Source organism: Kitasatospora sp. CMC57, assembly GCF_045866025.2.
Classification (GTDB): domain Bacteria; phylum Actinomycetota; class Actinomycetes; order Streptomycetales; family Streptomycetaceae; genus Kitasatospora.
The window spans coordinates 3,720,976-3,743,282 of the sequence record NZ_AP035881.2; the positions used below are offsets into that span (position 1 = coordinate 3,720,976).

Consider the following 22,307-nt stretch of genomic DNA (forward strand, 5'->3'; position numbering starts at 1 on the left):
TCCGTGACGTTCGGTCAGCTGATGCCGAAGTAGGTGGGGGCCGACCTGCCTCAGACGATCGAGGCGGCGATGATCGCGGCCACCGCGACGTTGCAGCTGGCGGTGACCCAGACCGCCGGGTGCGGCTCGGGGTCGACCAGGACGGCGCCGAGCTTGCCCGGGGTGACGACGTCCAGCAGCCAGAAGGCCACCGCCATCAGGACCAGACCGAGCAGTCCGAAGGTGGCCGTCGCGATCAGGCCCTTACCGAAGTCGTCGTAGGTGGACATGATCGCGGTGAAGACGATCCCGCCGATCCCGATCAGCGCGGAGCTGAGCACCACGGCCGCGTTCCGGTTGCGCTCCACCCAGATCTGGTGGCCGAGCTTCCCAGGCGTCAGCGCGTCGACCAGGCCGACACCGAGCAGCAGCAGGACCACCCCGACCGCGCCGAATGCGGCAGCCACGCCAAGCCCGTTGACGATGTCGTGCACGGTGAGCCCCCTGGGAGGAACGAGTCGGTGTCCCGGCCCGGGACCGGCCAAAAGATATCCCATCGGACCGGTTTCCGGACCTCTCCGGGAGCATCGCCCGCCATGACCTCGCCCCGCTGAGTCAGTCCTCCTCCACCAGGTGGTCGACGCACACCGCCACGGCGAGCAGCAGCCCGGCGTCCGCCCCGTCGGCCACCTCCACCCCGTAGGTGTCCCGGAACCGGAGCCACTTCCGGGAGATCTCCGCGACGGCCTCCCCGTCCGCCTCGATCCGGTACTCCTTGCCGATCAGGTCCCCGTGGATCCCCAGCTCACCCCCGTCGGCCAGCTCCACGTGGAACTTGTCCCGGAACGGCGTGAACAGCTTCTTCCGCACGGTGGCCACCATGTCCCCGTCGCCGTTCTCGATCTTCATGGCGTCCCGGACGGTCAGCGCCTTCTCCTTGATCACCGCCACCACCCGCCCCTGCGGATCCTTCAACTCGAAGGTGTCCCGCAGCCGCAGCACCTTCCCGTCCACCAGGAACGCCTTCTCCCCACCCTCACCCTCGATCCAGTAGTCGTCCCCGATCGAGAACAGCCGCTCCCTGACCACGTACTTCATCCCGCACCGCCTGACGTCGTGTCGGATTCCCCTGCGAGAAATACTGCCGGAGGTTCATGCGGTTGGATGGGAGCATGGCTACTCGTGCACGTGTCCGCGCCCCCGAACTGGTGGGGAAGGGCGGCTGGCTGAACACCGGCGGCAAGGATCTGTCGCTGACCGACTTCCGGGGCAAGATCCTGGTCCTCGACTTCTGGATGTCCTGAACCATTGAAGGCACTCCAGGGGAGAATGATCCCGTGCATCACCACACGATCTGTGACCTGTACCTTCGCCTCTCGCTAGACCGGGACGGCAAGACCGCCATCGACCGCCAAGAGGCCGACTGCCGCGCTTGGGCCGAGCGCAACGGGCTGACCGTCCGCAAGGTCCACATCGATCGGGGACGCAGCGGGTACAAGGAAGTGAGCCGCAAGGGCTTCGATGCCGCGCTCACCGCTGTCACGTCCGGCGTGGTCGGCGTCCTGCTCGTCTGGAAGCTGGATCGCCTCTCTCGTAAGGGAATTGGCGAAGTCGGCTCGGCACTGGACGCCATCGGGCGCGTCGGCGGCCGTCTCGTCTCCGTGATGGACGGTCTCGACACGGCCAACGACAGCGCCCGGGTCACGATCGCCCTTCTCGCCGAGCTTGCACGCGCGGAATCACGCAACATCGGCACCCGCGTGAGCAGCGCAAAGCGGTACCTCCGCCAGAAGGGCCAGTGGATCGGCGGGCAGCCGCCGTACGGGCTCTCCGTGGACCCGGAGAGCAAGAAGTTGGTGCACGACGAGGAGACCGCCGTCTACGCCCGACTGATCGCGGACGAGGCGCTGAGCGGCAAGGCTCTGGTACACATCGCCCGCTTCCTGAACGAGCACGAGATCGAGTCCCCGCGTGGCGGCAAGTGGAGCTCTTCCAGCGTCATGCAGTTGCTCCGTGCCCCGGCCTTCGCCGGCTTGATGCCTCAGACTGAGTACACCGAGGCGGCAGACGGAACGCGCAAGTACGGCAGCAGGGTTGTGCCGTACCGCGACCCCGAGACGCTGGACACGGTCAGCATCGGCGAGAGCATCATCACCCCCGGCGAGCGCGAGCTGATCATCCGGCAACTGGAGTCCCGCACGTTCCCGCATGCGGGCAAGCGTCACGGCCACAAGCAGGGCACAGCCCTTCTCACCGGTCTTGCCCGCTGTGCTCTGTGCGAGTCACCGATGAGCCAGTCTGGAACCTCCTACGTCTGCGCGAACAAGCGCATGGGGCGCGGCTGTTCGGGTGTCACCGCACGAGTGGAGAGCCTCAACACGCATGTGACCGATGCCTTCCTGAGCCGCCTCCCAGCACTCGAACCGGGAGACCCACTGCTGTTCGCCATTGCGGAGCGGTGGGTTCAGCGAAAGGACCCGGAAGTGTTCGCCAAGCGGGATGCGATAGAGGCGGAGATCAGCGAGGAGAGTGCACGCCTGGCGGACCTGGAAGACGCTCGCTACGTTCGCGGCGAATTCTCTGGGGCCGACGCGATCGAGCGGTACAACCGGCTGGCTGGGCGCCTGCGCACCCGAATCGACGGCCTGCGTGCCAACCTGGCAGCCATGCCGACCCCCGCCGTCGATATCTCTCCCTTGCTGGATGGTGAGATCCTGCGGGCGGCGTGGGAGGGGGACAACGTAACAGGGCAGCGCGACCGGCTACGGCTGGCCATAGACCGTGTGATCGTCAGCCGGGGTGAGCGCGGCAAGCGCTTCGCCGGCAACGAGCGGTGCGTCATTGAATGGGCCGACCATGATGTGTGAGAACCCGTAGCTGGCCCACAACGACACCTTCAGCCCCGGCCGAGGCACGTTTGCCCGCCGGGGCTCTGTCGCACCTGGAGGAAGACGGGCGTTCGCCAGCGTTCCGATCGGCGGCGGACCCGGGTGACGAGGTGACGGTTCCGGGGCTGATTCTGGTTCTCTCTGACATGTCTAGAGAGAACTGAAATCAGGCTCTCAACCGTCACTACGTCACCTCACCGCGCCGGGGCAGCGCGGTGGACCGCCGGGGTGACGTGGTGACGTTCGGAGGGCCAGTTCTGGTTTCTCTTAGATCCCGCGCACAGAAGAGAAACCAGAATCACCCTGCTGAACGTCACCCCGTCACCAGCGCTAGTCGAGACGCTCACGGGCGCAGCCGCCGTGGTGGGTGCGCGTGGAGGCAAGGCTTGCTCTCCCTAACAACTGAGGGGCAGGACACGGCAATCGTCACGCCGCAGAGTGAGACGCAGATCACATGTCCGAGATTGCCTGAATGCCCCGATATGCGGGCCATCTGCCCGCTCTCCACAACGGTAGGAGGGGAAATCGTCCGTCCCTACAAGTCCGGGGAGGGAATTCGTCCCCCTCTTCCATCTTCGGGCCCAAGGAATCCCGCCCCGTCCACTACAGGGTGAACGGGGAGTCGTTCCGCTCCACGCGGGAAACCCTCGCCCTCCACCTACGAGGGACTGAACGTTCCACCGAAACACCGACAGCCACGGAGGCTTCGAGATGAACACCGACCACGCCCGCGCGCTGGAGCTGATCCGCAGCGCTGAGGCGGCAACACTGGGGGCCCTGTCCGGAGAGGGCACGGCAGCCGGCGAAGCGCACCGGCTGACCGCTGAGGCCGCGCGACTGCTGGAGCCCATCACGGAGGCGGGCCCGTGCCAGCGCAAGGGCTGCACCAACACGGTCATGCAGCGCGCCACGGGTCGTCCCCGGCTCTACTGCGGCACGGTGTGCCAGCAGGCCGCGTACTGGGCCCGCAAGGCTGACGCTGCGTAGCGAGAGCAGTCGCCATAAGCCGACCCCTCCCGGTTCCGGGCAGGGGCTTTTTCATGCCGCCGAGGCGGCCAACCGGAGGAACATCGTGATCACCCGCAGCAGTTTCAACTACTCGAACGAGGACCGCGAGACGAAGCGGTTCCGTCTTCGCGCAGACGCTTTCCAGTACAGCGCCGCCATGGAGCGGCTTGCCGAGATGAAGCGCGAGCGCCCCGAGCAGTACGACCAGATGGGCGCCGTCGCTCACCTGTCGCTCGGCCACTACGAGGCCGCGAAGGCTGCCGCCGTGCAGCTCGGCCGCAACGTTTCCACCCCTACCGATCGTGAGGTCTGACCATGAGCAACGACGTTTCCCGAGCCGCTGACAAGCTCGCCAAGCTGCGCGCCCAGGCCGACCGCCTCGCGGGTCCGATGGCGGACGCCGAGGCCGCCCTGGTGGCCGCCGAGGAGGCTGAGCAGGCCCGCCGTGCCGCGCGGGCCGCCGAGTACGATCGCGCGTTCCTCAACACGTGGACGGCGCAGGCCGCCGAGAGGTCCGACCGAGGCAACGAACTGCACGCCGAGTTCATCGAGCTTCTGTCTGCCGAGCCGTGGTTCCGGGTGTACGTGGCGCACCGTGCCGAGCGGTACAAGCGCGAGAAGATCCTGACGGCCGCGCAGAACGCACAGGCCCACCTCGGCGAGGCGCGGACTGTCCCCGAACAGCGCTGGTACGCCCTGCGCATCATCGAGGACATCACCAGCGCTGTGGACGACGCCGCCGAAGCCATCGGTGCGACCTACGGTGAGGAACTGGAAGCCAAGCGGAACGCCTACATCGAGGCGACAGACTGACTTGGCCGTTGACGCACTCGACCCCGGCCCGGACGGGACCTATCCGCACTTCCCCCGAGACGCGCAGGGGCGGCCCGTGTGGTCAGACGCCCCAACTGGCCTGCCCGTGCTCAACGGCGGAGCGCCGATGCCGCGTGGTGTCCAGCCGATGCGCGACCCCTGCGACCCCGGCCGGCTGCTAGCGGTGGACGTGACACCCCGGCGCCCGGACGGCGAACCGATCAACCCGCCGGTCATCCCTCCGGCCTCTCCAGCATGAGCCGCTGGACTGGCGCACAGCCGACCATCCCGCCCGCCGCTCACGTTGTGGGTGGCGGGCCCGGATGGGCTGCGATACGCCGAGCGTTCCTCGTCAGCCACCCTCTGTGCCAGGCATGCGGAGAGGAGCGGACCGAACTAGTAAGGCACTTCCCGCGCACCCGGGAGCAATTGGTTGCGGACGGGGTCAAGCACCCTGACGCACCCGCCCATCTCCGAGGGATCTGCGCATTCTGCTACTTCACGACGTAGTAGGTCGACTGGGACGGCTCCGCGGTATGTGGACTGTGCGGCGAGGCTTCCCCGCCGAGCTGGTCGACGTGGATCGCCGGACCCCGCTCGCCCTCGGCGGCGAGGACACGGACAGCAACGTGTGGCCGCTGTGCAGCACCTGCCACCAGGGCAAAACGCGCCAAGACTTCGGATTTGGGACTGCATCACTTTAGTAAACAAGTTTCTTGGCTGGCAGCATGTCCGCTACGAAATACCCCCCGGACGCCGACCTAACGTCAAACTTTGTTCGCTCCGCAGGGTCCATGGGGCGAACTAGGGCGATGTCATCGCCAATATCGAGGACTACGTAATTTGTCCCGGAAACGGCGCGCTCGCCGACGATTGCACTGCCCGACCCGAGGTTCGAAAGTTCCTTGGCGAGGAGTTCCACCACGGACTTCCTCTTCGACTTCGACAGCTTTTTAATTTTCCCCGCGGCGGTTTTTGTGAACATGATCTTCGGGTCACTCATTCCGCCAGCTCCTCTATTTCTACGACGTCGCCCGCCGTGATCTGCCGCTCTGCATTCTCTATCGGCTTCGCCACGGAACATAGGTTAAGGCTTCCGCCCCCCGGCAACCGCTGCTCGCCCTCTAGTCGAGGCGCGAATGCGGATGCCAGTAATAGAAACACACCGAGAGGCAGAAGGACACCTATAACTACGCTGTTCAAAGAAAGAAAGAATCCTGCGAGGGCTGCCGCCAATAGCGCGCCACCGGCAACAGCAAGCATGATATTTGGCGAAATCTTGATTGGTTCCGTGTCAACCATTGCTAGATCCCGGGCGAGCTTGAGGCGGGGGCATCCAGTATGCGCCTGATCATCCCTAGCTGCACCCCTCAAACTTCGAGGTGCCCCGTGCCCCGTAAGCCCCGTCCTCCGTGCTCAGTCCCCGGGTGCCCCGAGCTGACCGCCCGTGGTGGCCGCTGCCCCAAGCACCAGGCCGAGGCGGACGCACAGCGAGGCACACCGGGCGGAAGCGCGTACGGCCCTCGCTGGCCTCGCATCCGTCGGGCTTACCTCTACGCCCATCCGTGGTGCGTGCTGTGCGCGAGGCAGGCGACCACCGCCGACCACTTCCCGGAGTCGCGTCGGTCGTTGGTCGCCCGAGGTGTCACCGATCCGGACGCGTGGTCGCGTCTTCGTCCGCTGTGTACGCAGTGTCACAGCCGTGAGACCGCCGTTCATCAGCCCGGAGGTTGGGCGAGTGAGCGCGTAAAGCCTGTCCGAGGCCCTGACCAGTGGTGACACCCCAGGGGGGTGACTCCCTCCCGGTGCCATAAGGCGCGGCAGGGAGCGAAAAGACTCTCGCCGGAGCTGAGGCCATTTTTGGCAGTCCGGCGCGCCCACCACCAAACGAAAGGAGACTATGGCTGACCGATACCGACCTAAGCCGGCAGTAGCGCGGGCCCGAGAGGGAAACCCGTCCAAGTCCGAAATGAAAGAGGGTGTGATAGTCCCGCGCGCCATCCTCGCAGAACCTGATTGGCGAGACGTTTTCAAAGACTCGCCAACCGCCCAGACGCAGGAGGCGAACATCCGGTGCAGGAAAGTCGCGTCCGCGGAGTGGCGGCGCATCGTTCCCATCCTCGAAGTTGCCGCAGGGCTCGGCGAAGTCGACCATACGACCGTCAAGGACCTGTGCGTCTGCGTTGCCAGGATCGACCAGGCCGAGCGGGACCTGTCCGAACGTGGGCTCATGGTCACCGCAGAGCGCGGCATCGTGAAAAATGGCGCTGCCACTATTGCCACTCAGTACCGGTCACAGCTCTCCCGTTACATCAGAGAGTTGGGGCTATCGCCCAGCGCACGAGTCGCTATCGCCCCGCCCGAATCCGAGGATGACTCCGACATCTGGGACTGATCCTCCCAAGCACCACAACGGCCCCACCCTGTCCGCCCTTTATGGTGGCCGGGGTGGGGCCCTTTGTCGTCTGTGCCCTACCCCAGGTACGGAGTCGCCCGGTGTTCAAGGAAGTGCCGGAGCCGCAGTTGCTGCGTGTGATGCATGGGCAGTTCTCCGATGTCGCTCGGGGCCACGAACTGCAGATCGGTCGACTCGTTGGAGATCCGGAGTTCTCCGCCGGTGATGCGCGCGGTGAAGCAGACGTTGAACTGTTGCCGTACCTCGCCGTCCGAGTAAGCGATCACGTGCCGAGGATCGGTGTAGGTGCCGACGAGTCCCGTGATCTCCACATCAAGGCCGGTCTCCTCACGCACCTCCCGTACGGCCGTTTCTGGGAGCGACTCACCAAGATCCATCGTGCCGCCCGGCAGCGCATACAGACCGTTGTCGGTACGTCGTTGCAGCAGGATGCGCCCGTGGTCATCGGTCACCACTGCGGACGCTGCCACCACCAGCCGGTTCGGCTTGGGCGCGTTGGGGTCGTCGTAGAACTCGGTGCGTGCCACGTGATCAGCTCTCCTCCACCGGTAGGGCGGTGTTCCACACTGCATCGAAGCTCGCAGCATAGGTGTCGAACAGCGTCCCTGCGCCGGTCCTCCGCAGGTGCCAGACGGGAGCTCCGAAAGCGTTGACTCCCCAGACGTGCGCGTTCACCAGCAACTGGTCATCGGCCCGGTAGAGGCTGTTGTAGAGCGTGGTCCCGTGGGTTCGGATCTCGATGCCTGGTGCGCCGAGCAGCGGACGGTAGTGCAGGAGGGCGAGCCTGCACCGGGACTCGATGCCGTGCCCGAACCGCTCCTCCTCCCCTCGCTGCTTGACGTTCTCACTGGCGGCGTCGCCGAGGGCGATCCGGACCGCGCACCCCTCGGCGGCGCGCTCGCGAAGGAGTTCATTCAGCCGGGGATACGCCTCGTGCAGGAACACGGCCGCGTAGACCAACACGTCAATCCGCTCGGTGGCCTTTCCAAGCAAGTCCACGAAGACGGAGACGGGAAGGTCGGCTCGCTGCTCGTACAGGGCGACCAGCTCGGGGCTTATCGCGCGTGCGGCGCGCGGCTGCCGCAGGCTAGGCCACAGTGCGAACATGTCTTCTCCGAGGGCTTCGGCAGCCAATCGGGCTGTGCCTAACCGGGGCGTGCGGTTCTGGTTGGCCCATCGTTCAACCGACTTGGTGTCCACGCCGGCTTTCTCAGCCAGGGCTGAGCACGTCCAACCTCCCGACGTCATAACGTCTTTCAGTCTCTCGTTCGGCATCCCGTTTGTCTCCCCACACATCACGGACCTTTGTCAGGGACGTTCTACCCCACGAGGGACGTTCGGAAGTGTCCCTTGCGCGAGGTTCCACCGTCCCGGGTAACTGCCAGATCTTGGTGGCAAGTCGGCGGAGAGGAGCGGGGGCAGTGGCACCGCGCAACGCAACCCGGACGATCTACAAGCCCAAGATCGGTGAAATCGTCAGGGACCGTGCCCACAAGGGCGCGGAAGGCACTTACATGGGCGTCCAAGGCGGCATGGTCTACCTTCGCCCCAGAGGCGGCGGGCAGGAGTGGGAGACCTATCCGAGCGAGATTGAAGCCTTGCCGACCGGCCCGGAGCTGATCGCCGTCATGCGGCCGAGTACTCCACGCTGCGCTCCGGAGCTGACCGAGCGGTGAGCACCCCACGTCTCGTCGCCCTGGGACGTGTCCTTCGTGCACTGGCGACGGAGCCCCGTCACTCGATTGCGTGGATGTGGGGCGCCTACATCCAATTTGCATGGCCGGTAACGATGTTCAGCCCCTATCGCAGGCATCTTGCCAGGCGAATGAAGCTCCGCCGAAAGCTCGACCAGCAGGCCCGGCGCATAAGGCCGATCACCCGCGGCAGCAATGCCTGACCCGTACGCCGTTCCCGTCTTCGGCCTCGGAGGCCTCTGGGCGGGCCAGCGGCGTGCGCGCGACGGCCTACCGGCCCCGGCGCCCTGGTGGGCGCAGAACCGGCCCTCCTGGGCCGTCACAGACCCCCGTCCCCGTGAGGGGCGGGCCGCACGACCCGGCGATCACTCGGCCGCCGGCTCCGCCGATGCAGGAAGGTAACTCTCATGCTCAACGCCGATGGCGGGCACGGGGGCGACCCGGCCCCGATCCAGCCCCCGCCGCCCCCGCCGCCGCCGTCCCCCGACGGTAGTTCGCCGCCTGGAGACGGGGGCCACCGGAAGTGACTGACGCCCTCCGCCAGGAGGGTACGGACCGCCCCGGCTCCGAGCTGGGGCGGTTCCTGCTCTCCACCGGCCACATGTCCCCGGACTGGGCCGGCACGTTCAACGCCGTGCCCCGCTCGCTGTTCACGCCCCCGCGCGTCTGGTCGCACGACATGGCCACCGGCCGCAGCGTGCTGGTGGACCGGGACACCGACCCGGCCGCCTGGCAGACCGCCACAGAGGCCAACGTCCCGTTGGTCACGCAATTCGACGACGGCGAGCACGACGGGCCCGATCCGGGCACTGTGCCGACCAGCAGTCTCAGCATGCCGAGCGTCGTCATGTCGATGCTGCGTGACCTGGACGTGAAACCGGGCATGCGGGTGCTCGACGCGGGCACCGGGTTCGGGTGGAACGCAGCGCTGCTCGCTCACCGCCTCGGCTCACGGCAGGTCGTCAGCATCGAGTACGACCAGAACGTCTCAGCCATGGCCGCCGAGAACATGACGCGCGCTGGACTCGCACCCGAGCTGGTCACCGGTGACGGCCAGCTCGGCTGGCCCAAGGGCGGCCCGTACGACCGGATCATCGCGACGTACGGGGTCCGCAAGATCCCCCAGGCGTGGATCAGGCAGTCTCAGACCGGCGGCGTCATCCTGGCCCCGTGGGGAACCGATTTCAGCCCGCTGGACGCCGTGGTGAAGCTCCATGTCGGCCCCGACGACACGGCGTCCGGCCACTTCACCGAGATGGTGGAGTTCATGAAGTCGCGGAACCAGCGCCTCGCCTTCCCCGAGCACGCTGCCTACGTGCCGGAGTTCCCCGGCAACGCCGATACGAAGTATCGGACGACGCTCACGGCGGACGATCTCGGCGGGCGCTGGGCAGTCCAACGGTTCGTTGCCGGGCTGGCCGTACCGGACGTGACGCACCTGGTCCACCACCAGGACGAGGACACCACCGTGGCGTGGTTCTACAGCCTGTCCGACCGGTCATGGGCGGCCGTGGTGTGGCGTAAGGACCAGCCCGAAATCACCGTGTACCAGGCAGGCCCCCGGAGGCTCTGGCAGGCCGTAGAGCGGGCGCTCAACTGGTGGCACGACCAGGACAGGCCCGCGCTGACCCGGTTCGGCCTCACGGCCGGGCCGGACGGCACCGTGCCATGGCTGGACAACCCGGACAACCCGGTGCCCATCCGAGGCTGATCTCAGACGGCCCGGTCGCCGTGTGTCCTCCACGGAACGGCCGGGCTGCCAGACACCCCCGGAATGCGGACACCCACGGTCGGGTTTGATTGGGGCATGGCTTCTCGTGCACGCGTACGCGCCCCTGAACTGGTCGGCGCCGGTGGCTGGCTCAACACCGGTGGCAAAGATCTGACCCTCGCCGACCTCCGAGGTCGCATTTTGGTACTAGACTTCTGGACCTTCTGCTGCATCAACTGCCTCCACGTCCTGGACGAGCTCCGGGAGCTGGAGGAGAAGCACCGCGACACCGTGGTGATCGTCGGCGTCCACTCGCCCAAGTTCGTGCACGAGGCCGACCACCAGGCCGTGGTGGACGCGGTGGCCCGGTACGAGGTGCACCACCCGGTCCTGGACGACCCGGAGTTGGTGACCTGGAAGCAGTACGCGGTGCGGGCCTGGCCGACGCTGGTGGTGATCGATCCCGAGGGGTACGTGGTCGCCCAGCATGCCGGTGAGGGGCATGCGCACGCGATCGCCAAGCTGGTCGAGGAGCTGGAGGCGGAGCACACGGCCAAGGGGACGCTGCGGCGCGGCGACGGGCCGTACGTGGCGCCGGAGCCGGTGGCGGGGGATTTGAAGTTCCCGGGAAAGGCGGTCCGGCTGCCGGACGGGCACTACCTGGTGGCGGACTCGGGGCACCACTCGCTGGTGGAGCTGGCCGAGGACGGCGAGACGGTGGTGCGGCGGATCGGCGACGGCGAGCGCGGGTTCGTGGACGGTACGGCGCCCCGGTTCAGCGAGCCGCAGGGTCTCGCGCTGGCCCCCGAGGGGCTGGGCTACGACGTGGTGGTGGCCGACACGGTGAACCACGCGCTGCGGGCGGTCCGGCTCTCGGACGGTTCGGTCACGACGCTGGCCGGCACCGGGAAGCAGTGGTGGCAGAGCTCCCCGACCGAGGGGCCCGCGACCGGAGTGGACCTGTCCTCGCCGTGGGACGTGGCGTTCTTCGACGGCCGGGTCTGGATCGCGATGGCCGGGGTGCACCAGCTCTGGGCGTACGACCCGGCGACGGAGACGGTCGCGGTGGTGGCCGGGACCACCAACGAGGGTCTGGTCGACGGCCCGGTGGCGGAGGCGTGGTTCGCCCAGCCGTCCGGGCTCGCGGTCTCGGCGGACGGCGAGAAGCTCTGGGTGGCGGACTCGGAGACCTCCGCGGTGCGCTGGGTTTCACGTGAAACCAAGGACGTGCACACAGCGGTCGGCACCGGCCTGTTCGACTTCGGCCACCGGGACGGCGCGGCCGACCAAGCGCTCCTCCAGCACCCGCTGGGGGTGACCGTGCTGCCCGACGGCTCGGTGGCGATCGCCGACACCTACAACCACGCGCTGCGCCGCTTCGACCCGGCGACGGGTCAGGTCAGCACCCTGGCCACCGACCTGCGGGAGCCGTCCGGCGCGGTGCTGGTCGGCGAGGACATCGTGGTGGTCGAGTCGGCCCGGCACCGGCTGACCAGGCTCCGGCTCCCCGAAGAGGCGGTCCGGGTGGACGCGGTCGCGCACCGGACCCAGCGGGCCGCGACCGAGGTGGCACCGGGCACACTCCGCCTCGACGTGGTCTTCCAGGCCCCCAGCGGCCAGAAGCTGGACGAGCGCTACGGCCCGTCCACCCGCCTGCTGGTCAGCTCCACCCCGCCCGAGCTGCTGCTCTCCGGGGCGGGCGCCGACTCCGACCTCACCCGTGAGCTGGTCCTCTCCGACCAGCTCACCGAGGGCGTCCTGCACGTCTCGGCCATGGCCGCCTCCTGCGACGACGACCCCGAGATCGAGTACCCCGCCTGCCATGTCCACCAGCAGGACTGGGGTGTCCCGGTCCGCATCACCCCGGCCGGCGCCAGCCGCCTGCCACTGGTGCTCGCCGGTATGGAGTAGCCGCCCGGGAGGGATGGTCAGCCCGCTGCCAGACGGGTGGTCAGGCGGTCCTTCGCGGCGGGCCACTCGTCGGCGAGCATCGAGAAGTAGACGCTGTCCCGCCAGCTGCCGTCCCGGCGCTGGCGGGCGCGGCGGAAGGTGCCCTCGTACTGCGCGCCGAGGCGCTTGATCGCGTTCTGCGAGCGCTCGTTGAGGTGGTCGGTCTTCCAGCAGACCCGGCCCATGCCGAGGTCCTCGAACGCGTGGGTGAGCAGCAGCAGTTTGGACTCGGTGTTGACCTCGGTCCGCCAGGACTCGCGGCCGTACCAGGTGCCGCCGATCTCCAGGCTCTCGTCGCGGGCGCTCGCGTCGAAGTAGCAGGTGACGCCGACCGCCCTGCCGGTGCTCAGCCGGATCACCGCGAAGGGGTGGCAGCTCGGGTCGTCGATCCGGTCGGTCAGGTTGGCGGTCATCTCCGCCGGAGTGGTGGGGACGGCTCCCGGGACCCAGCGGAACACCTCCTCGTCACCGCCCGCGGCGTCGAAGAGGTCGGGCGCGTGGTCGGGGGAGAGCGGCTCCAGCCGGACGTGACGGCCGGTCAGGGCGACGGGGGAAGGCAGCTTCGCGGTCATATCGGCACGCTATCCCGCCATTGAACTAGCTGCAAGACATATCTGTACTAGTTCAATCTGTCGGAGACGGGGACGACGAAGGGCCCCGCGCGATCCGCGCGGGGCCCTTCGGGCTCTACTACCCGATCAGATGAACGAGTTGATCTGGATCGTCTCGGTCCGGCCGGGGCCGACGCCGATCGCCGAGATCGGCGCGCCGGACATCTCCTCCAGCGCCTTCACGTAGGCCTGCGCGTTCTTCGGCAGGTCGGCGAAGGTCTGCGCCTTCGAGATGTCCTCGGTCCAGCCGGGGAGGTTCTCGTAGATCGGCTTGGCGTGGTGGAAGTCCGACTGGTTGTACGGGAGCTCCTCGACCCGCTTGCCGTCGATCTCGTACGCCACGCAGACCGGGATCTCCTCCCAGCCGGTCAGCACGTCCAGCTTGGTGAGGAAGAAGTCGGTCAGGCCGTTGACCCGGGTCGCGTACCGCGCGATCACCGCGTCGAACCAGCCGCAGCGACGGTCCCGCCCGGTGGTGACACCGCGCTCGCCGCCGATCCGCCGCAGCGCCTCGCCGTCGGCGTCCAGCAGCTCGGTCGGGAACGGGCCCGAGCCGACGCGGGTGGTGTACGCCTTCAGGATGCCGATGACCCGGTCGATCTTCGTCGGGCCGATGCCGGCGCCGGTGCAGGCACCGCCGGCGGTCGGGTTCGACGAGGTGACGAAGGGGTACGTGCCGTGGTCGACGTCCAGCAGGGTGCCCTGGCCGCCCTCCAGCAGGACGACCTTGTTGGCCTTCAGCGCCTCGTCCAGGACGAGCGTGGTGTCGGCCAGGAAGGGGCGGATCTTCTCGGCGTAGCCGAGGTACTCCTGGACCACCAGGTCGGCCGGAATGGCGCGGCGGTTGTAGAGCTTGACCAGCAGCTGGTTCTTGTCGTGCAGGGCCGCTTCGACCTTCTGCACCAGGATCGACTCGTCGAACAGGTCCTGGACCCGGATGCCGACGCGGTTGATCTTGTCCGCGTAGGTCGGGCCGATGCCGCGTCCGGTGGTGCCGATCCGGCGCTTGCCGAGGAAGCGCTCGGTGACCTTGTCCAGGGTGCGGTGGTACGGCGTGATGAGGTGGGCGTTGCCCGAGATCAGCAGCTTCGAGGTGTCGATGCCGCGATCGTTCAGGCCGCTCAGCTCGGAGAGCAGCACGCCCGGGTCGATCACGACGCCGTTGCCGATCACCGGCGTCACGTTCGGGCTGAGAATGCCGGAAGGCAGCAGGTGCAGGGCGTACTTCTGATCGCCGATGACCACCGTGTGACCGGCGTTGTTGCCGCCCTGGTAGCGAACGACGTAGTCGACGGAGCCGCCGAGGAGGTCCGTCGCCTTCCCCTTGCCCTCGTCTCCCCACTGGGCACCAACGAGCACGAGTGCCGGCACAGGCGTACACCCCTTCCGGTTGGGGCATCCTGCGTAGGCCGCAGTCTGCCCCGAGATAGACGAAGCCCCTGGCGCAATAGCGCAAGGGGCTCTTGCACCGAGAGATTACCTGAGGAAGGACCGGTCGTGTCGTCGCTGTCCACGCCCGAAGACCGCGCCGTCGATCCGGACACCCCTGGTCAGCTGCTGGTCCTGCTCGACCCGGCGGCCCGGCAGGCCGACGGCGAGTCGGTCCGGATCGCCCGGGACGTGCTCTGTGGGGGTGCGGACGTGAAGGTCGCGCTGCCGGAGAGTCCGTCCGAACTCGACCGGGTGCTGGCCCATCGGGGCCGCCGCCGACCGGTGGTGATCGGTTCCGATCTGGCGCTGCAACGGGTGCTCCAGGCGCTGCACCGGCAGCGTGAGCTGGGCGGCGACCCGGTCGGCCTGGTCCCGGTCGGCCGGCCGGGCGCGGTGGCGACCGCTCGCTCGCTGGGTGTGCCCGGCCAGCCGGTGGCGGCCGCCAGGGCCGTCCTGCACGGCGCCGCCCGCAAGCTCGACCTGCTGGTGGACGACGGCGGCGGGGTGGTGTTCGGCGGGGTCAGCATCCACGCCCACGCCGCGGGCCGCCCGGCCGGACTGCGTTCGCTATGGGCGAAACTGGCTGCGGCCGAGCAGGGGACCGTACTCGGTTCCGACGAGCCCAGGCTCCGGGTCGAGGCGGACGGCAGGCTGCTGGTCGACCTGGACGAGCCGGTGCACCGGCTGCAGGCCGCCCTCTCGGCCGGTTCCGGCGAGATGGAGCTGCTGCTCCAGCTGGCCCGCGGCCCGCGCACGGTCCGGGCCACCCGGCTGGCGGTCACCGGCCGCGGCTTCGGCTACCAGGCGGACGGCTGCCGGGTCGGCCCGGTCCGGGCCAGGGTCTGGACCCTCCGCCCGGGGGTCTGGCAGCTGCTGCTGCCGGTCGTCTGAGCGGGGCGTGAGCAGGGTCACGTCCGGCGGCCCGATCCGACGGGCCGTCAGCTCCCGGAACGGCCCCTGCTCCGGCTGCGACAAGGCCCGACGCGCATTCAACGGATGTTGCCCGGAAAAGCACCGGCGGGGTAAGGGGTTTCGTCTACGCGCGTCGCTGTCGGATCGGCCAATTCCCGGCGGAGCTCCTGTTCGGGAAGGCGTACGGAACTGCCCTAGACTCGAAGACGTGCCACGTGGAGACGGACGACTCAACCACGATCTTCTTCCCGGTGAGAAAGGCCCCCAGGACGCTTGCGGCGTCTTCGGTGTCTGGGCTCCCGGCGAGGAGGTCGCAAAGCTCACGTACTTCGGCCTCTATGCCCTGCAGCACCGCGGACAGGAATCCGCGGGCATCGCAGTCAGCAACGGAGCCCAGATTCTCGTCTTCAAGGACATGGGACTCGTCTCCCAGGTCTTCGACGAGGCATCCCTGGGTTCGCTGCACGGTCATATCGCCGTCGGACATGCCCGCTACTCGACCACCGGGTCCTCGGTCTGGGAGAACGCCCAGCCGACCTTCCGGGCGACCGTTCACGGTTCGCTGGCCCTCGGCCACAACGGAAACCTGGTCAACACCGCCGAGCTCGCCGCCATGGTGGCCGCGCTGCCGGGCGAGGAGCACGTCTCGCGCTCCGGCCGCTCCGCCGCGACCAACGACACCGACCTGGTGACGGCGCTGCTCGCGGGCCACCCCGAGCTCTCCATCGAGGAGACCGCCAAGCTGATCCTGCCCGAGGTCAAGGGCGCGTTCTCGCTGGTCTTCATGGACGAGCACACCCTCTACGCGGCCCGTGACCCGCAGGGCATCCGCCCGCTGGTGCTCGGCCGCCTGGAGCGCGGCTGGGTGGTGGCCTCCGAGACCGCCGCCCTCGACATCTGCGGCGCCTCCTTCATCCGCGAGGTCGAGCCCGGCGAGCTGATCGCCATCGACGAGAACGGCATGCGCACCTCGCGGTTCGCCGAGGCCAAGCCCAAGGGCTGCGTCTTCGAGTACGTCTACCTGGCCCGCCCCGACACCTCCATCGCCGGCCGCAACGTGCACCTCTCCCGGGTGGAGATGGGCCGCCGGCTGGCCAAGGAGGCCCCGGTCGAGGCCGACCTGGTGATAGCGACCCCGGAGTCCGGCACCCCCGCCGCGATCGGTTACGCCGAGGCCAGCGGAATCCCGTACGGCTCCGGCCTGGTGAAGAACGCCTACGTGGGCCGCACCTTCATCCAGCCCAGCCAGACGATCCGTCAGCTCGGCATCCGGCTCAAGCTGAACCCGCTGCGCGAGGTCATCCAGGGCAAGCGCCTGGTGGTGGTGGACGACTCGATCGTCCGCGGCAACACCCAGCGCGCGCTGGTCCGGATGCTCCGCGAGGCGGGCGCCGCCGAGGTGCACATCCGGATCTCCTCGCCGCCGGTCAAGTGGCCGTGCTTCTTCGGCATCGACTTCGCCACCCGTGCGGAGCTGATCGCCAACGGCATGACGGTCGAGGAGATCGGCCGCACGCTGGGCGCGGACTCGCTCGCGTACATCTCGCTCGAAGGCATGATCGAGGCCACCACGCAGCCCAAGGACAACCTCTGCCGGGCCTGCTTCGACGGCGTCTACCCGATGGAGCTGCCGGATCCGGCACTCCTCGGCAAGCTGCTGCTCGAGGCCGAGATCGCCGGTGGCAAGCAGCAGCCCGCGGTGCGCACCAAGCCGACCGGCTCGGACCTGGACGGTGTCCAGTCCCTGCTCGGCGGCCACGGCGCGGCCGACGCGCTGCGCCGCCCGTAAGGGGTCAGCAGACCCCGGTTCACCAACCCCCGACCCGAGAGGGCCGTCAGCAGTGACCAGCAACCAGAGCAGCGGCGCCACCTATGCCGCCGCAGGTGTCGACATCGAGGCGGGCGACCGCGCCGTCGAGCTCATGAAGCAGTGGGTGAAGAAGGCCGACCGCCCCGAGGTGGTCGGCGGACTCGGTGGTTTCGCCGGGCTGTTCGACGCCTCGGCCTTCAAGCGCTACGAGCGCCCGCTGCTGGCCTCCGCCACCGACGGGGTCGGGACGAAGGTCGCCATCGCGCAGGCGATGGACAAGCACGACACGATCGGCCACGACCTGGTCGGCATGGTCGTCGACGACCTGGTCGTGTGCGGCGCCGAGCCGCTCTTCATGACCGACTACATCTGCGTCGGCAAGGTCGTCCCCGAGCGGGTCGCGGCGATCGTCAAGGGCATCGCCGAGGGCTGCGTCCTGGCCGGCTGCGCGCTGGTCGGGGGCGAGACCGCCGAGCACCCGGGTCTGCTGGGCCCGGACGAGTACGACGTCGCGGGCGCGGGCACCGGTGTGGTCGAGGCGGACGCGCTGCTCGGTGCCGAGCGGGTCAGGGCAGGTGACGTGGTGATCGCGATGGCCGCCTCGGGTCTGCACTCGAACGGCTACTCGCTGGTCCGGCACGTGCTGCTGAACGAGGCGGGCTGGAAGCTGGACCGCAAGGTCGAGGAGTTCGGCCGGACCCTCGGCGAGGAGCTGCTCGAGCCGACCCGGATCTACTCGCTGGACTGCCTGGCGCTCACCCGGGCCACCGAGGTCCACGCCTTCTCGCACGTCACCGGTGGCGGCCTGGCGGCCAACCTGGCCCGGGTCATCCCGGCCGGCCTGCACGCCCGGCTGGACCGCGGCACCTGGTCCCCGCTGCCGGTCTTCCAGACCGTGGCCAAGGTCGGCAACATGGCCGCCCTGGAGATCGAGAAGACCCTGAACATGGGCGTCGGCATGGTCGCCGTGGTCCCGCCGGAGTCCGTCGACACGGTGCTCGCGATCCTCGAGGACCGCGACGTGGAGGCCTGGCTGCTGGGCGACATCGTGGACCGCACCGACGAGCACGGTGACGCGGCCACGCTCTACAACGCGTACGACGGCTTCCAGCTCAGCTGAGCCGACCGTCCTGAGGGCCCCTCCGGGGGCCCTCAGGCGTTTCCACACCCGGGCGCGCCCCGGGGAACGCCGAAGACCGGCTCGGCACCCTGGGGTACCGAGCCGGTCAGGTCAGGCTCGCGCGGCTGAGCCGCCCATCAACCCTTACGCACGGCGGCGGGACTGGCTACTGCCGGCGTCCGCCTCCGCGTCGTCATCCTCGTCGGCGTAGAGGTCCGCATACGCCGCGTAGGGATCGTCTTCCTCTTCTTCGATCGGTTCTGGCTTGATCGAAGCGGTGGAGGGCGATACACCCAGCTCGCTGGACAGACGGTTGGCGTCAAAGCCGCCGCCGTTGTACTTCAGCTCGCGGGCGACCTTCGTCTGCTTGGCCTTGGCCCGGCCGCGCCCCATGGGTCGACCCCCTCAACGATGGGGCTCACGGCCCCGAGTCTGACACGTGTTCATGATCAGGAGCGGTCTGCCCGAAGTGGGAGAACCGTCCCTTGGAGCATTAACGGTACCTGTTTCCGCCGCCGAACGGTACGTCGCCGGTGTGACGTGGCGCGCACTGCCACCCCCCGAAACCAGGTCCTTCCAGGTCACGAGGGGATTTTCGGGCTTCCGCAGGCCGATCAGAGCCTGCCCAGGCCGGTAGTTCCGGGACCGATTATCCCCCGACCGGGGGTCCGACGACGCCCGTTCGGGCTACCGATCGAGAATCCGGTTCCACATCGTGATGCGGGGGAGGTGGCCCTCCCCCGCACCGGTGGGTCAGGCCTGCCGGGCGCCGGGCAGCAGCACCGAGCGGAGCGCGCTGATCTCCCGCATCCGCTTCTCGGCCAGCCGGTCGGCGGCCACGGCCGGGGGCACGCCGTCGGCGGCGGCCCGGGTGAAGATCTCCAGGGTGGTGTCGAAGATCTTCGTGGCCTTGTTCTTGGCCCGGTCGAAGTTGTAGCCGCCCTTGTGCTGTGACTCGAACTCGTCGGCCACCTGGATCACGCCGCCGGAGTTCACCAGGTAGTCGGGCGCGTAGAGGATGCCGCGGCCCGCCAGGTCCTTCTCCACGCCCGGGTGGGCCAGCTGGTTGTTGGCCGCGCCGCAGACCACCGCGGTGCCGGCCGCGCCGAGCGCGCCGACCGTGTGGTCGTCCAGCGCGCCGCCGAGCGCACAGGGGGCGTAGACGTCCAGCCGGGCCTGCAGCAGCGCGGCGGTGTCCGCGACCACCTCGACGTCCGGGTAGGCGGCCCGGACGCGATTCACGGCGGCCTCGGAGACGTCCGTGATCACCACGGTGGCGCCGTCCGCGACCAGGTGGCCGACCAGGTAGTGGCCGACCTTGCCGACGCCCGCGATGCCGACCCGGCGGCCACGCAGGGTGGGCTGGCCCCAGCTGGCCTGGGCGGAGGCGCGCATGCCCTGGAACACGCCGTAGGCGGTGAGCACCGAGGAGTCGCCGGCGCCGCCCTGCTCGGGCGACCGGCCGGTCACGTAGTCGCACTCCCGGGCCACCACATCCATGTCCTGCACGTAGGTGCCGACGTCGCACGCCGTGACGTAGCGGCCGCGCAGCGATTGCACGAAGCGGCCGTAGGCGCGCAGCATCGCCTCGTTCTTCGCCCCACCCTCAGAGGTCGGGGCCGGGTCGCCGATGATGACGGCCTTGCCACCGCCGAGGTCGAGCCCGGCGAGCGCGTTCTTGTAGCTCATCCCGCGCGACAGGTTGAGCGCGTCCTCCAGCGCCGCCTCCTCGGAGGCGTACGGGAAGAACCGGGTGCCGCCGAGGGCGGGACCGAGCGCGGTGGAGTGGATGGCGATGATCGCCTTGAGGCCGGAGGCACGGTCGTGGCAGAGCACGACCTGCTCGTGGCCGTCGTTCGGCGCGCCGTCCTGCTCGGTACGGAAGATCCTGCTCAGCACGCCGGGTGCGGGGTGCGAAGCGGTCAGGGTCTGTACGTCGGTCACTGTGGTGACTCCAGTATCTGTGGCCCACTGCTGTGGTGTGGGCGCCTGGGAGAAAGCCTAGTCCGGGGGCCGTGGCCCGATCTGCCCCTTGGCACAACGATTCAGCCCGGTCCTGGGCACCGGTCACCCCGCCCGTGCGACGATTCCGGGGTGACCGCTGTGCGCACTTCGGTGTTCCCGCCCTACGCGGCCCATCTGCGGGTGTACGAGCCGCTGGCCGCCTATCCGGGCCCCGAACGGGCCCGCTGGCAGGCGTACGCGACCCGGTACGGCCCGGACGCGGTGGAGGCGGCCCAGGCGGTGGCCCCGGCGGTGCTGGCCGAGCAGCGGGGCGCGCTGGCCGAGCTGCTGGCCCTGACGCCCAAGGCGCTGCCCGAGCGGGAGAGCGAGCGGGCCTTCGTCCGGGTGCTGGACGACGTGACGTACGTCTGCCCGTGGGCGACCCGGTTGCGCAGCTGGCAGGCGATGGAGGAGCTGGCCGGGACGCTGCCGGCGGCGCTGCTGGACACCGTGCTGCCGCCGGTGGTCCGGGCGGCGGCGCAGGCCGACCGGGAGCGCTGGCGGGCGGCCCATCCGGACGATCGGCCGTGGATCCTGACCAACCGGTGGCAGGTGCCGGTGCGCTGGTTCCTGCCGTTCGGCACCGAGGACCGCTGCTTCCTGCCGGCCGGCCAGCCGGACCGGCCCGCCGCGCTGTTCTACCTGACGCCGATGGCCCAGGCCAGGCGGCGGGTGGCGCGCGGGTACCGGGCGCTGCGCGAGCGGGTGCCGAGCGGGGCGCTGGCCAGTGGGGTGGAGGAGCTGGGGCGGTGGCTGGAGGAGTTCCACCCGCGCTCGCTGGTGGAGCTGGACTACGGCGGGCTGGTGCACCTGCTGGGCGCCGGTCTCGCGGAGGAGGATTCGGTGGGCGAGATCGAGGCGGGGGTGGCGGCCCTGCGGGCCGGCGACGGTCGGGAGGCGGCGCGGATGTACGAGACGGTGACCGAGCGCTGGCGGCGGGTGCACGCGCTCCGCTACGCGAGCTGACGCCCGGCGGGCGCTGACGCGGCGTCAGTCCTGGCCGCGCCGAGTGTCGGTGCGGCGGGCGATGATGGTTGGGACCTTTGGTTCCGAGGTCCGGGACGAAGGTCCCGGTTCGGGTCAATACCCCTCGAACGTGACACTACTCACCGTTGACGCTTACTTACGCCTATGTGTAAAAATGGGACAACCAGCCCAAGTTCACTCAGATGTGTCCACTTCTGGGAGGATCTGGGAGTAGTGCCTGTTTTGCGGGGAAACGAAGGGTCTGGTCCTCTCATAACCGCTTGTCACCGGTAGGTGACTGTCCGCTATGGGACGGTCCATGGCCATCCGTCGCTCTTGAACCCCTCAGGGTCAATTTTGGCGGTTTGGCCGATGGCGCTGGACGAATGGTGTAGTTGTAGACACCAGGACAAGCCGTTCGTCCTATTACCGACTCGGCCCGTCTATGCCATTTCGGGCATCGCGGGCCAAGGTGCAGAATTTGAAGGATAGAACCGCCCTGGTTCGGTTCTCCCGAGGAGGCCGCTCATGACCGCTCGTACCCCTGACGCCGAGCCCCTGCTGACGCCGGCAGAGGTCGCCACCATGTTCCGCGTTGACCCCAAGACGGTCACCCGCTGGGCCAAGGCGGGCAAGCTCACGTCGATCCGCACTCTCGGCGGTCACCGCCGGTACCGCGAGGCGGAGGTGCGCGCACTGCTGGCCGGTATTCCGGCCCAGCGCACCGAAGCCTGAGAAGGCCCCTCCGGGCCTTTTCGCAGCTCACTGCAAGGGGCCGCATCCCTGACTCCGCCGGGTCCGGGATGCGGCCCCTTTCGGCTGCCCGGAATCCCCTGTTCCTATTGGGGCTGGTGTGAGGTGGGGGAAAAGGCGGAAAATACATGTGCAATTTTACATATTAAATCAGCCGCCCCTGGATGGGAGCCCGCAGTGTCCGGTCTCAAGAAAAGATAAGTGACGACCATCACAGCGACGTTATCTTGAGGTCTAGACC

25 protein-coding genes are annotated in these 22,307 nt (G+C 68.6%); 15 read left to right on the forward strand and 10 right to left on the reverse strand.

Features of this window, described 5'->3' with window-relative positions; genetic code table 11:
- Positions 1-50: 50 nt before the first annotated feature.
- Both ACKUU6_RS16455 and ACKUU6_RS16460 read right to left on the reverse strand, forming a co-directional pair.
- Positions 51-473, reverse strand: a complete 423-nt coding sequence (locus ACKUU6_RS16455) for a DUF350 domain-containing protein (protein WP_407989305.1) — start codon at positions 471-473, stop codon at positions 51-53.
- 121 nt (positions 474-594) lie between these two features.
- Positions 595-1,077 carry an LURP-one-related/scramblase family protein gene (locus tag ACKUU6_RS16460; protein ID WP_407989306.1) on the reverse strand — a complete coding sequence of 161 codons (483 nt, stop codon included), beginning with the start codon at positions 1,075-1,077 and terminating at the stop codon, positions 595-597.
- Between the two features lie 74 nt (positions 1,078-1,151).
- Between ACKUU6_RS16460 and ACKUU6_RS16465 the strand changes: the two genes are divergently transcribed.
- The 6 genes from ACKUU6_RS16465 (at position 1,152) to ACKUU6_RS16490 (ending at position 5,392) form a co-directional block, all read left to right on the forward strand.
- The gene (locus tag ACKUU6_RS16465) at positions 1,152-1,283 is read left to right on the forward strand and encodes a hypothetical protein (RefSeq protein ID WP_407992302.1); all 132 of its coding nucleotides are present in this window, start codon (positions 1,152-1,154) and stop codon (positions 1,281-1,283) included.
- Between the two features lie 33 nt (positions 1,284-1,316).
- Positions 1,317-2,846, forward strand: a complete 1,530-nt coding sequence (locus tag ACKUU6_RS16470; RefSeq protein ID WP_407989307.1) for a recombinase family protein — start codon at positions 1,317-1,319, stop codon at positions 2,844-2,846.
- 732 nt (positions 2,847-3,578) lie between these two features.
- On the forward strand, positions 3,579-3,854 hold the full coding sequence (locus ACKUU6_RS16475; RefSeq protein ID WP_407989308.1) for a hypothetical protein: 276 nt from the start codon (positions 3,579-3,581) through the stop codon (positions 3,852-3,854).
- An 85-nt stretch (positions 3,855-3,939) separates the two neighbouring features.
- Entirely contained in the window at positions 3,940-4,188 is a 249-nt protein-coding gene (locus ACKUU6_RS16480) for a hypothetical protein (RefSeq protein ID WP_407989309.1), read from the forward strand.
- A gap of 2 nt (positions 4,189-4,190) precedes the next feature.
- Positions 4,191-4,688, forward strand: a complete 498-nt coding sequence (locus ACKUU6_RS16485; RefSeq protein WP_407989310.1) for a hypothetical protein — start codon at positions 4,191-4,193, stop codon at positions 4,686-4,688.
- A 536-nt stretch (positions 4,689-5,224) separates the two neighbouring features.
- Positions 5,225-5,392, forward strand: coding sequence for an HNH endonuclease (locus tag ACKUU6_RS16490; protein ID WP_407989311.1), 168 nt, complete (start codon positions 5,225-5,227; stop codon positions 5,390-5,392).
- Here the strand turns inward: ACKUU6_RS16490 and ACKUU6_RS16495 are convergent.
- Together ACKUU6_RS16495 and ACKUU6_RS16500 are read right to left on the reverse strand one after the other, a co-directional pair.
- On the reverse strand, positions 5,389-5,691 hold the full coding sequence (locus ACKUU6_RS16495; protein WP_407989312.1) for a hypothetical protein: 303 nt from the start codon (positions 5,689-5,691) through the stop codon (positions 5,389-5,391). The genes ACKUU6_RS16490 and ACKUU6_RS16495 overlap by 4 nt on opposite strands.
- The gene (locus tag ACKUU6_RS16500) at positions 5,688-5,990 is read right to left on the reverse strand and encodes a hypothetical protein (protein ID WP_407989313.1); all 303 of its coding nucleotides are present in this window, start codon (positions 5,988-5,990) and stop codon (positions 5,688-5,690) included. The genes ACKUU6_RS16495 and ACKUU6_RS16500 overlap by 4 nt, the downstream gene beginning before the upstream one ends.
- A 598-nt stretch (positions 5,991-6,588) precedes the next feature.
- Here ACKUU6_RS16500 and ACKUU6_RS16505 point away from each other — a divergent pair.
- Entirely contained in the window at positions 6,589-7,083 is a 495-nt protein-coding gene (locus ACKUU6_RS16505) for a phage terminase small subunit P27 family (RefSeq protein WP_407989314.1), read from the forward strand.
- A gap of 77 nt (positions 7,084-7,160) precedes the next feature.
- Here ACKUU6_RS16505 and ACKUU6_RS16510 read toward each other — a convergent pair whose 3' ends face one another.
- Both ACKUU6_RS16510 and ACKUU6_RS16515 read right to left on the reverse strand, forming a co-directional pair.
- A complete protein-coding gene (locus tag ACKUU6_RS16510) occupies positions 7,161-7,631 on the reverse strand; it encodes an NUDIX domain-containing protein (RefSeq protein WP_407989316.1) in 471 nt (156 codons plus the stop codon).
- Positions 7,632-7,635: 4 nt separating this feature from the next.
- Positions 7,636-8,379 (reverse strand): XRE family transcriptional regulator, encoded by a 744-nt coding sequence (locus ACKUU6_RS16515; protein ID WP_407989317.1) that lies wholly within the window; start codon positions 8,377-8,379, stop codon positions 7,636-7,638.
- A gap of 146 nt (positions 8,380-8,525) precedes the next feature.
- Here ACKUU6_RS16515 and ACKUU6_RS16520 point away from each other — a divergent pair, with 146 nt between their 5' ends.
- The 3 genes from ACKUU6_RS16520 (at position 8,526) to ACKUU6_RS16530 (ending at position 12,420) form a co-directional block, all read left to right on the forward strand.
- Positions 8,526-8,780, forward strand: a complete 255-nt coding sequence (locus ACKUU6_RS16520; RefSeq protein WP_407989318.1) for a hypothetical protein — start codon at positions 8,526-8,528, stop codon at positions 8,778-8,780.
- 541 nt (positions 8,781-9,321) lie between these two features.
- Positions 9,322-10,509 (forward strand): methyltransferase domain-containing protein, encoded by a 1,188-nt coding sequence (locus tag ACKUU6_RS16525; protein ID WP_407989320.1) that lies wholly within the window; start codon positions 9,322-9,324, stop codon positions 10,507-10,509.
- 96 nt (positions 10,510-10,605) lie between these two features.
- Entirely contained in the window at positions 10,606-12,420 is a 1,815-nt protein-coding gene (locus ACKUU6_RS16530) for an NHL domain-containing thioredoxin family protein (protein ID WP_407989321.1), read from the forward strand.
- Positions 12,421-12,437: 17 nt separating this feature from the next.
- Here ACKUU6_RS16530 and ACKUU6_RS16535 read toward each other — a convergent pair whose 3' ends face one another.
- The gene (locus ACKUU6_RS16535; protein WP_407989322.1) at positions 12,438-13,031 is read right to left on the reverse strand and encodes a GNAT family N-acetyltransferase; all 594 of its coding nucleotides are present in this window, start codon (positions 13,029-13,031) and stop codon (positions 12,438-12,440) included.
- A gap of 126 nt (positions 13,032-13,157) precedes the next feature.
- The gene (locus ACKUU6_RS16540) at positions 13,158-14,441 is read right to left on the reverse strand and encodes an adenylosuccinate synthase (protein ID WP_407989324.1); all 1,284 of its coding nucleotides are present in this window, start codon (positions 14,439-14,441) and stop codon (positions 13,158-13,160) included.
- 126 nt (positions 14,442-14,567) lie between these two features.
- On the opposite strand from ACKUU6_RS16540, the gene ACKUU6_RS16545 reads away from it, so the two are divergent.
- From ACKUU6_RS16545 to purM, 3 genes are all read left to right on the forward strand, one after another.
- Positions 14,568-15,392 (forward strand): diacylglycerol kinase, encoded by an 825-nt coding sequence (locus ACKUU6_RS16545; RefSeq protein WP_407989325.1) that lies wholly within the window; start codon positions 14,568-14,570, stop codon positions 15,390-15,392.
- Positions 15,393-15,621: 229 nt separating this feature from the next.
- Complete coding sequence (gene purF, locus ACKUU6_RS16550; RefSeq protein WP_407989326.1) at positions 15,622-17,202, forward strand: amidophosphoribosyltransferase; 1,581 nt, start codon at positions 15,622-15,624, stop codon at positions 17,200-17,202.
- Positions 17,203-17,254: 52 nt separating this feature from the next.
- Entirely contained in the window at positions 17,255-18,343 is a 1,089-nt protein-coding gene (purM, locus tag ACKUU6_RS16555; RefSeq protein WP_407989327.1) for a phosphoribosylformylglycinamidine cyclo-ligase, read from the forward strand.
- Between the two features lie 144 nt (positions 18,344-18,487).
- On the opposite strand, the gene ACKUU6_RS16560 is transcribed toward purM, so the two are convergent.
- Together ACKUU6_RS16560 and ACKUU6_RS16565 are read right to left on the reverse strand one after the other, a co-directional pair.
- On the reverse strand, positions 18,488-18,736 hold the full coding sequence (locus ACKUU6_RS16560; RefSeq protein ID WP_407989328.1) for a DUF3073 family protein: 249 nt from the start codon (positions 18,734-18,736) through the stop codon (positions 18,488-18,490).
- 360 nt (positions 18,737-19,096) lie between these two features.
- Positions 19,097-20,269, reverse strand: coding sequence for a Glu/Leu/Phe/Val dehydrogenase dimerization domain-containing protein (locus ACKUU6_RS16565; protein WP_407992145.1), 1,173 nt, complete (start codon positions 20,267-20,269; stop codon positions 19,097-19,099).
- 168 nt (positions 20,270-20,437) lie between these two features.
- Here ACKUU6_RS16565 and ACKUU6_RS16570 point away from each other — a divergent pair, with 168 nt between their 5' ends.
- The gene (locus ACKUU6_RS16570; RefSeq protein ID WP_407989329.1) at positions 20,438-21,313 is read left to right on the forward strand and encodes a hypothetical protein; all 876 of its coding nucleotides are present in this window, start codon (positions 20,438-20,440) and stop codon (positions 21,311-21,313) included.
- Positions 21,314-21,841: 528 nt separating this feature from the next.
- A complete protein-coding gene (bldC, locus tag ACKUU6_RS16575) occupies positions 21,842-22,048 on the forward strand; it encodes a developmental transcriptional regulator BldC (protein ID WP_014137253.1) in 207 nt (68 codons plus the stop codon).
- Positions 22,049-22,307: the final 259 nt, after the last annotated feature.

Coding starts and splice junctions, on each gene's coding strand:
- ACKUU6_RS16505 (WP_407989314.1), top strand. CDS start 6,589: ATGGCTGACCGATACCGACCTAAGCCGGCAGTAGCGCGGGCCCGAGAG.
- ACKUU6_RS16530 (WP_407989321.1), top strand. CDS start 10,606: ATGGCTTCTCGTGCACGCGTACGCGCCCCTGAACTGGTCGGCGCCGGT.
- ACKUU6_RS16560 (WP_407989328.1), bottom strand. CDS start 18,736: ATGGGGCGCGGCCGGGCCAAGGCCAAGCAGACGAAGGTCGCCCGCGAG.
- ACKUU6_RS16515 (WP_407989317.1), bottom strand. CDS start 8,379: ATGCCGAACGAGAGACTGAAAGACGTTATGACGTCGGGAGGTTGGACG.
- ACKUU6_RS16485 (WP_407989310.1), top strand. CDS start 4,191: ATGAGCAACGACGTTTCCCGAGCCGCTGACAAGCTCGCCAAGCTGCGC.
- ACKUU6_RS16465 (WP_407992302.1), top strand. CDS start 1,152: ATGGCTACTCGTGCACGTGTCCGCGCCCCCGAACTGGTGGGGAAGGGC.
- ACKUU6_RS16500 (WP_407989313.1), bottom strand. CDS start 5,990: ATGGTTGACACGGAACCAATCAAGATTTCGCCAAATATCATGCTTGCT.
- ACKUU6_RS16495 (WP_407989312.1), bottom strand. CDS start 5,691: ATGAGTGACCCGAAGATCATGTTCACAAAAACCGCCGCGGGGAAAATT.
- ACKUU6_RS16490 (WP_407989311.1), top strand. CDS start 5,225: ATGTGGACTGTGCGGCGAGGCTTCCCCGCCGAGCTGGTCGACGTGGAT.
- bldC (WP_014137253.1), top strand. CDS start 21,842: ATGACCGCTCGTACCCCTGACGCCGAGCCCCTGCTGACGCCGGCAGAG.
- ACKUU6_RS16475 (WP_407989308.1), top strand. CDS start 3,579: ATGAACACCGACCACGCCCGCGCGCTGGAGCTGATCCGCAGCGCTGAG.
- ACKUU6_RS16460 (WP_407989306.1), bottom strand. CDS start 1,077: ATGAAGTACGTGGTCAGGGAGCGGCTGTTCTCGATCGGGGACGACTAC.
- ACKUU6_RS16535 (WP_407989322.1), bottom strand. CDS start 13,031: ATGACCGCGAAGCTGCCTTCCCCCGTCGCCCTGACCGGCCGTCACGTC.